Raw genomic sequence first — 8,098 nt, forward strand, 5'->3', positions numbered from 1 at the left:
TGTCGCCGGCTACAAAGCACTCGACAACTGCAACTGGTCCGACTATGTGACCATGGAGTGGGAGTACAAGCCGAGCACGAAGGATGAGGACGACGGCAATCCGCTGAAGATCCCGTCCGGCTTCGGTTTCTCGGGTGTCAGAAGCCCGATGCTGACGATCAGCCCGCTGACTGAAGGCATGGACGGCTGGTGGGTCCGCCTGGCGATCTACCCGAAGACCGATGCCCCGAATGCATCGGATCTGTACATGACAACGCGGTGGATCCGCATCGACATCGACGGCGTGAACGGCGCGCTCGACCCGGTCGTGACGATCACGAGCAACCCGGATGCCGTCGGCAGCATCACTAATGTGTCCCGCGGCGGTGCCGCTGTGTTCACAGCCAACGTGGATAACCAGCCGTTCGGCAGCACGCTCAGCTATCAGTGGCAGAGCCTGGCGCAGCCGACGGCAGCCAACCCGACTCCGGCATGGTCCTCCATTTCCGGAGAGACGGCTCAGACCCTGACGATCCCGAACGTGACAGATGCGATGAGCGGCGTATCCTACCGCTGCCAGGTAACCTGCATGCAGAGCGGCCCGGCCAATCTCGGATCGATCAATGTCAGCAACTACCTCACGCTCAATGTCACGGATCCGGACGGCAGCGTGTACGTGACCGCTTCCAATCCGACCGGCGATAACCTGATCTACAAGTTTGTCGGCGATACGCTGTCAGCACAGATCAGCGCCCGGACAGACAACGGTGATCCGATGACGTATCAGTGGTACGTCAGAAGCTATCTGGCTCCAGTGCCGGCCTCGATCGACACTGTTGCCGAGGCAGCAGCTTATCTTGCCGGCGCCGCTTCGGAAGAAGTGCCCGGTGCAACTGCCGCGAGCATGACGAGCGAACCGCTCAAGGAAGGCGTCTACGCATTCCGCTGCCGTGTCGAGAACGCCAATGATGCAGCCAAGGCAGCCTTCGGCCCGATCATCTACGTGATCGTAGGCCAGAACCAGATTGGCATTTATCCGGCACCCGGCGACGTCATCAGTGCGGGCGTGGTGAACGGCCACAGTCTGACGCTCGAAGCACGGGCAAAGGCAACGGATGTCAGCTATCAGTGGCAGAGATACAACACGGCTTCGCAGCAGTGGACGACGCTCACTGCAACCGGTCAGAAGCTGACTCTTCCGGCACTGACAACAGAAGCAACCGGCACTCTGTACCGCTGCGCGATCTCGACGCCCGGCAGCACCAGCCCGGCCTACACCGGCTGGTACCTGATCAACGTCTGGGATACAGCGAACACACCGGTTGTCACGAGGACTGCCCAGAATATCCACTGGACGCTCTCGCAGTTCGGCAATACCCTGCAGAACAGCAAGGACGCCTATGCTGCGGATCCGGCAAAGGATACAATGGACCTGCTGACAAGCAGTGCCACCGTGGCGCAGGATCTTGAGCACGGCATCGGACCGGTCTGGGCTGTCTGGTACAACAAGGCCGGCAAGGTGATCGCGGTCAGCTCCTACGGCACCAGCACACCAGCAGTCCGTCCGATCACGAACTGGGATTGGGCACCGAGTGCCAACCTGTATCTGAGCAGCACCAGCTCCCCGTCCAAGGGCAGCTACACGAGCACGCTCCAGCTGAATCTGCCGGAAGTGATCAATGATCAGGGTGAGTGCGCAAGCGACACCACAATCGCACGGTCTCTGAACGGCACCTACTACTGCGTGTGGTACAAGCCGCAGACAGCGCAGGAAACCCTGCAGCAGACAGAGTACACCTACAACTACGGAGATCAGAGCATCATCCCGGTCGACATGACCAACAATATGCTGCTGCTTGCTCCGCAGGCTGTCAGAGGCACCACAGCAATCCAGATCGAGGTCCCGGGTGACCCGTGGATTATTACCGATCTGGCTGACACAGCGACGGTTTCCGTCGGATCACGGGCCACGCTTTCCGTGGCAGCGGCGATCACGCAGCCTTCTGACACGAACGCTCCGGTTTACACCTGGCAGGTGTCAGAGAACGCGGATTCGACTGATCCGAAATGGAGAAACTGCCTGTCCTCAGACGGCACAGGCCAGTTCACCAGCACGTTCACGACGAGAACCATCACCCAGGATGACTATGACACGAACAAGACGCTCTCCTACCGCGTCATCGTGGCCAGCAGACCGAATGTGTCCAAGATCGTGAGCAGCATCTGTGCGCTGAGCATTACGCAGGGCACACCTGGCGCTCCGGTGATCACACCTGGTGAAGGCAGCCCGATCAAGGTGGAGAACGGCGTCGTGACCGGCGTCACGGTCTCCAAGGACGGCACCACCGTCTCGCAGTTCCTGCAGGATCTCAATATGACCGTTCCGGCAGGCTACTCGCTGCGTGTGGTTGGAAGCGACGAAGAGCCGCTTGCTGCTGACGCGATCATCTACACTGGCTGCATCCTGCAGCTGGTGGACGATGCAACGCAGGAAGTTGCTGACTCTGCGACCATCATCGTGACCGGCGACGTCCTCGGCAACGGTGTCATCGCGATCAACCAGCTCGTGAGAATGGCTGCCGATCTGAACGGCACCCGTCCGCTTGAGGGTATCTATGAGCAGGCCGGCGACTTCAACGGCAACGGCAGCATTGATATTGCTGATCTCGTCGCTGAAGCGCAGATCCTGAACGAACCCATCGAGGTGCAGAAATAAGGACGTTTCTGTACGGAAACAGGTGACGAACTGAGTTAAGAGGGAAGGCAGATGCCTTCCCTCTTCTCTTCAGGACGGCAGGGCTTCTGCCCTGCCGCCGGGAAAGCCGGAAGAGATATCCGGTTTTCCCGGCGGCCTCCAGGGGCCGTCTGCTGATTGCCGGGGACAAAGCACACAAAAGGGAAATTATAGTAAAACTGCAGAGGATATCATCCGCATGAGCTCAAGAAAAAGAGAAGAAGCCCGATAAAATAAGTAGATAAAACAATCTGGAAGTCCTTCCCATTAAAGAGCAGTTATCTCAGCGTTGATGACCGTAAGGAGCAGCTGTATTTTTGCAGAACATCTTCTTGCGCCGTCAGGAAAACCTTATGGATGGCACCATGTCAGGATCGGAAGACATAATTTACTTAGGGGAATATCTTGAGACGGCCATTGCAGCCGTCTGCTGATTTCCAGGCAAAACAGCACACAAATGAACTATCGTAAGGCGGCAGCCAATATAAATAGAAAAGATGGAGGAAAGGAAATGAAGATATGGAAACGCTCTCTGGGCCTGCTGATGGCTGCATTGCTCCTCGCAGTGTCCCCAGCCGCTGGGCTGGCAGCGCCGGCGGCGGACGAAAGAACGGATGAGGAATTGACTTTCCAGAGTGAGATCGTGCTTCCAAACTGGGATGGGACAGATTTTCCGGTTTCGGAGCCGGGAAAAGCACCGCGGAGCATTCTCACATATAGCGAAGAATGTTATGGTGATCAGCTGCCTGCATCTTCTCGTGCCATTTATGACGCCATCAGAGAGAGCCCTCTATGGAACGGCCCGGCAGAACATATGATTGAACTGACCGAGTATTTGCCAGAGGAATCACTGACACTGCCGGGAACAGCAACCGTAACCAAGGAAGATGACAGCTTTCTCCTGAACTGTGCGCTCGACGATGAACAAGCGGTACAGGACATGGTAATTGCCGCGCACACGGCCCTTCTGTACGATCACCCTGAACTTTCCTGGCTGGTGAATACAGATCCGACCATCGCTTTCAGAGTTAGCGCAGATCCCACAGAGGAAGAACTGGCAGCTATGTGCGAACTGCAGCCAGGAGATGTTTTTACACTAGCCACACCTGTAGTTCACTTGGAATCCCTTGTCTATGGAATGAGTAATGAGAGCGTGCGCCGGGCTACCACGGCACCAGAAGAAGTAGAAGGCCCGGACCGCTGGCATTATGCAGATACCGGGAACCGGAATGATCTTGAAGCAGCGCTTACCTCAGCCCGGAATGAAATCGGAGACCTGGACGGTATGACAGACGCGCAAAAGGTTGGAGCAGTACACGACTGGGTGTGCGGCCATGTCCGCTATGCAGACAAGACGAGTACGCGTTTTATAGGAAACTGGCGCGGCTATCAGACTGTTTGGAGTGCACTGATAGAGGGGGAGACCGTGTGCGCCGGCTATGCAAAGCTGATGAAGATGCTCCTTGATAGCTATGACATTCCCTGTGTGATTGTGCGGGGACAGAGCCGGGGAGAAGCGCATGCCTGGAATTATGTCATGCTGAGCGGCAGCTGGTACGGCCTGGATGCCACCTGGGCAGATCATGACGGGGATATTGATCGACGTGATTATCTGCGGGGAAGCAGCGTGTTTGAGCAGGACCATGTGGCCGCAGGCCTCACTGACTGTTTTGCTTTCACTTATCCAGTTCTCGCAGAAGCAGACTATACAGAGGGCAGCAGCAGTATCCTGCCAGGAGATGTGAATCTGGACGGCATGGTTAATCTGCGGGATCTGCCAGCACTCGCAGACGCCATGGGTGCTGAGCGGCCGCTCAGTCCACAGGCGCTGGCGAACGGCGACCTGAATGAATCTGGACAGATAGAGCTGCAGGACATTACCATGCTCGCTGAGGATCTCCGAAAGAACGGCTATGCACAGGGAGCGCAACCAGGCAATGACTCTGCGGTACAGATAGCAGTGGATGCGGAAAATCTGCAACCGGGAGATTTGATTTCTGTGACCTTATCGGGAACCGGAGAAGGTATATGTGGACGACTTGAAGTATCGGGACTGGAGCCTACAGCTGTGTCAAGCGGTCTGTCGGATGTGGACACTTTCGTTCTGCTGCCGGATTACGGCACATATGCTGTCACTTATACCTACCGGGTAGGTACCCAAGCAAAGGAAGTTTCTGTTCGAGCGTCGCAGGTATGCCGGGCGGAAGGCAGCGTGCTGCGACGAACCGCGGATGCTTCCTGGTCAGTAAATGTGGGGTCTTCTGGTCCCGCTTCGATACCGGCACCAAACCTTCAGCCGGCGGTTAGCGGCTTTGAAACAGGCTTGGCAAATGAGCGGACGTACTATGCGAAAAGTTCCGGGGCAAGCACCAAATACTATCTGCGCAGCAACACTGGAAAGATGACGCGGGTGGCAGTGCCGTCTGTAAAGACCGGAGGTCAGACTTTTTATCCAATCCTGAGCGGTGGCAGTGTACTGTTTCCACGGGTAGAGAGTGGACAGGTTGTTTGCTATAGTACGTTTGTGGACGGCATGGATGTGCCGATCTTAAACGTGCAGACCGCCGTATCCCCTGCTTTGACAGACGGATATCAGACCGGGCGGATGAATGGTCGTCCATACTATGTGAAAGTATCCGGGGCCAGCATGAAGTATTATCTGAAGAGCAACTCCGGAAAGATGACGCGGGTAGCAGCTCCCAGCATCAGTGCTGGCGGCACCAAATACTACCCCATTAACCACGGCGGTACTGTTCTGTGGCCGGTAGTGGAAAATGGAAAGCTGCTCAGCTACAGCGCCTATGACGGCGATACAGAAAGTCCAGTGCTGGTACCAGCATTAGGGTAGTCCATTCAAGGAGACAGTAGCATCTATAAATGGACGAATGTTATACTGGCAGGCAACAAGATTTGCCTTCGAATCGTGCAACCTCGAATTTGTCTGCAGAAGAAGCTAGAAGACAGTTTGGCAGATGTTACGGCTCGTCAGTATAGATAGGTCAACAGTTCGTCTCTGAGAACGCAAAAAACCGGGATATCCCGGTTTTTTGCGTTCTCAGAGATTTGCTAACTCACAACATGCAGCATGTATTGTTATAATATATAAATAAGCAAAACTAATATTATAAATACATAATAATTGTATAATTACTTATTATTTAAATTGTACTTATATCACACATGATTTCCGATCTTACAAACTATACTTTGATGGACAGGCAGGGAGTGCACAAAAAAAGCGAAGGAACCGCAGGACAGGGGGACACTTATTTCTGTAAAGCGTGCATATGCAGGTGCGTATGCAGACGAGACCTACTCAGACGAAGCTGCGAAGCTTCTCTTCAGCCAAGACGATCCAGCAGCCCAGACATCACAAGAGAATACCAGCAGTGAAGACCAGCAAGCGCAAATACAAAGCGATAAATTCTGTGTCTTTTTTTGTTGCCTGCGGAAAGGAAACCCCACGTGAGCAGACGATCAGCCGCCGGGAAACAGCCGCACAGGAGCATCCGGCTTCTGATGCAGGGAGAAGCTCCCTAAAGAACTGTCCCGCAAGGGAGGGAGATCATCCGGAAACTGGAATCCCGGAAAGATGGAAGTGAAGCTTCAGTGTGCTTCCTGTCTGGGGTCAGGCGGCGGGAGCCAAGCTGCCAAAAAAGATGCTGACCTGCAGCTCACAACTCTCTCTTCTATAACTTCTTTATATAAGAAGGAGGAACTATGAAATCATTTAAGAAAGGTATAGCGCTCATTGCAGTCCTTGCCTTCCTTATTACAGCTATTCTGCCGATCAGTGGGCTGGCCGCTGAAGAGCATTCAGCTACACAAACGGATAATACAGGCCGGGTCGCTGAATCAAGAGCAGTAACGCTGTCCCCCACTCCGACAAATACGAATCTCACACCTGGTGGTGTAGTGGCAAACAAAGTCTACTATCAGGGTTCTACCGCTATGTCACCGGACACGGGCATTCTGCACGCAGAATGGCAGGCCGCCTCTGGTGACGTGCTTGATGAAACATATTGGGCGTGGTCAAATGAGACTGGTGCTTGGACGGCGGGGCCAAGTCAGCCGACCGCCGACGTTGCGGTCGCTTGGCTTGCGAATGCAACTCCGCTCACATCGACTCAAGAGAACACTTGCGTCAAAACCGTCTCATCGCCTGAACAGCTGCCTGGATCTCAAAAATGGGATTTGACTCTTCAACCAGCAATTACTGACGCCTGGACGCTCGATGATCCAACGAATGGCACAAAGTACCAGGTGGCCTTTATTGCAAAGTATCACAATGGATCGGATACGAAGTATGATTTTCTTGGTTTCAATGTAACCATGAAGGCTGTACCGGCACCGGATCCCAGCTCGGACTGGAACTCAACCATGAATACGGCACAGTATCCGTATGTGACTGGCGCAGAACTGCCGAAACTTCCTGCTTATTTTGTCCCGCAGGACAGTTGGCCGGCAGATGCTGCTGCAGCCGCGGCACTGAATACGCAGTATGGAGCTCCGACAATCTCGTGGATGTATTCGGAGAGTCAAATCACGAAGAGCACATGGAATGCACTTGCTGGAGCGGGCTCGCTGAAGACTGCGGGGTGGGATACGACCCTAACGCCTACGAAATCACCAGATGGAACAAAAGATGCACCGTCTACTTCGACACTTACTATCCCAGACGCGGATGCGGCTGCCATCAAGACTCTTCTGGATGCAGGCAAGCCTGTTTACATTGGCGCCCAGGCTCTATGGGGCAATGGTGCAATAAACTGGGACAACAGTATGAACTTTGCCAGTTACGTTCTGCGTCCGGTAACAGCCGAAACTCCACTCGCATCAACTGTAGCAAATGGAAAGCTGACTGCAACTATATCAGGCTTGGATGCAACCATTAAGGCCTCAACCGCGGGGCTAACTGGCTTAGGAGCAGATCAGTACATACTGACTAACCTAAAGCTTACGCAGGTCAACAATGCGTCTCCAAGTGCGAGCGTCGTTACGCAAACCAATCCGAGTGGAGGAGATGCGACAGCGGGGGCCGGCGGTACAACTGAGGCAGTTACCAACACGATATTGCAGTTCAAGAAGCCTGGTACATACAAGCTTGTGGCGGATATGACCTTCACAAAGCCGGATATCAAGGGCAACGCAAACTGGCAGCGAACTCTTGTGGGTGCTCAGTTTGAAGTGAAGATCACGGATGGTGGCCTCGAACTTGCGGCTTCGGATGCAAGCGGTCAGTTTACGGGAAATCCAGGTGTCTGGACTGCAGCTAACGCGACAGCAGCAAATCCTATGGAAGTTGCCGTCACAAACACTGATCCGATTACTCTTACCGGCCCGACAATTTCTGGAACACCTGTTACGGGATCGTCGCCGACCTAT

3 protein-coding genes are annotated in these 8,098 nt (G+C 54.3%); all 3 read left to right on the forward strand.

Going from position 1 to position 8,098, the window contains the following annotated elements:
- A partial coding sequence (locus tag HDT28_00755) for a hypothetical protein (protein ID MBD5131116.1) occupies window positions 1-2,695 on the forward strand: 2,695 nt, incomplete at its 5' end.
- 529 nt (window positions 2,696-3,224) lie between these two features.
- Entirely contained in the window at window positions 3,225-5,561 is a 2,337-nt protein-coding gene (locus tag HDT28_00760; protein ID MBD5131117.1) for a hypothetical protein, read from the forward strand.
- An 872-nt stretch (window positions 5,562-6,433) separates the two neighbouring features.
- The coding region (locus HDT28_00765) for a hypothetical protein (protein MBD5131118.1) at window positions 6,434-8,098 on the forward strand (1,665 nt) is incomplete at its 3' end.

It is taken from the genome of Clostridiales bacterium, assembly GCA_014799665.1.
Lineage (GTDB): Bacteria > Bacillota > Clostridia > Christensenellales > Pumilibacteraceae > Anaerocaecibacter.

What these genes read in the sequence shown, in the direction of transcription:
- HDT28_00760 (MBD5131117.1), top strand. Translation starts at nt 3,225, where the DNA reads ATGAAGATATGGAAACGCTCTCTGGGCCTGCTGATGGCTGCATTGCTC.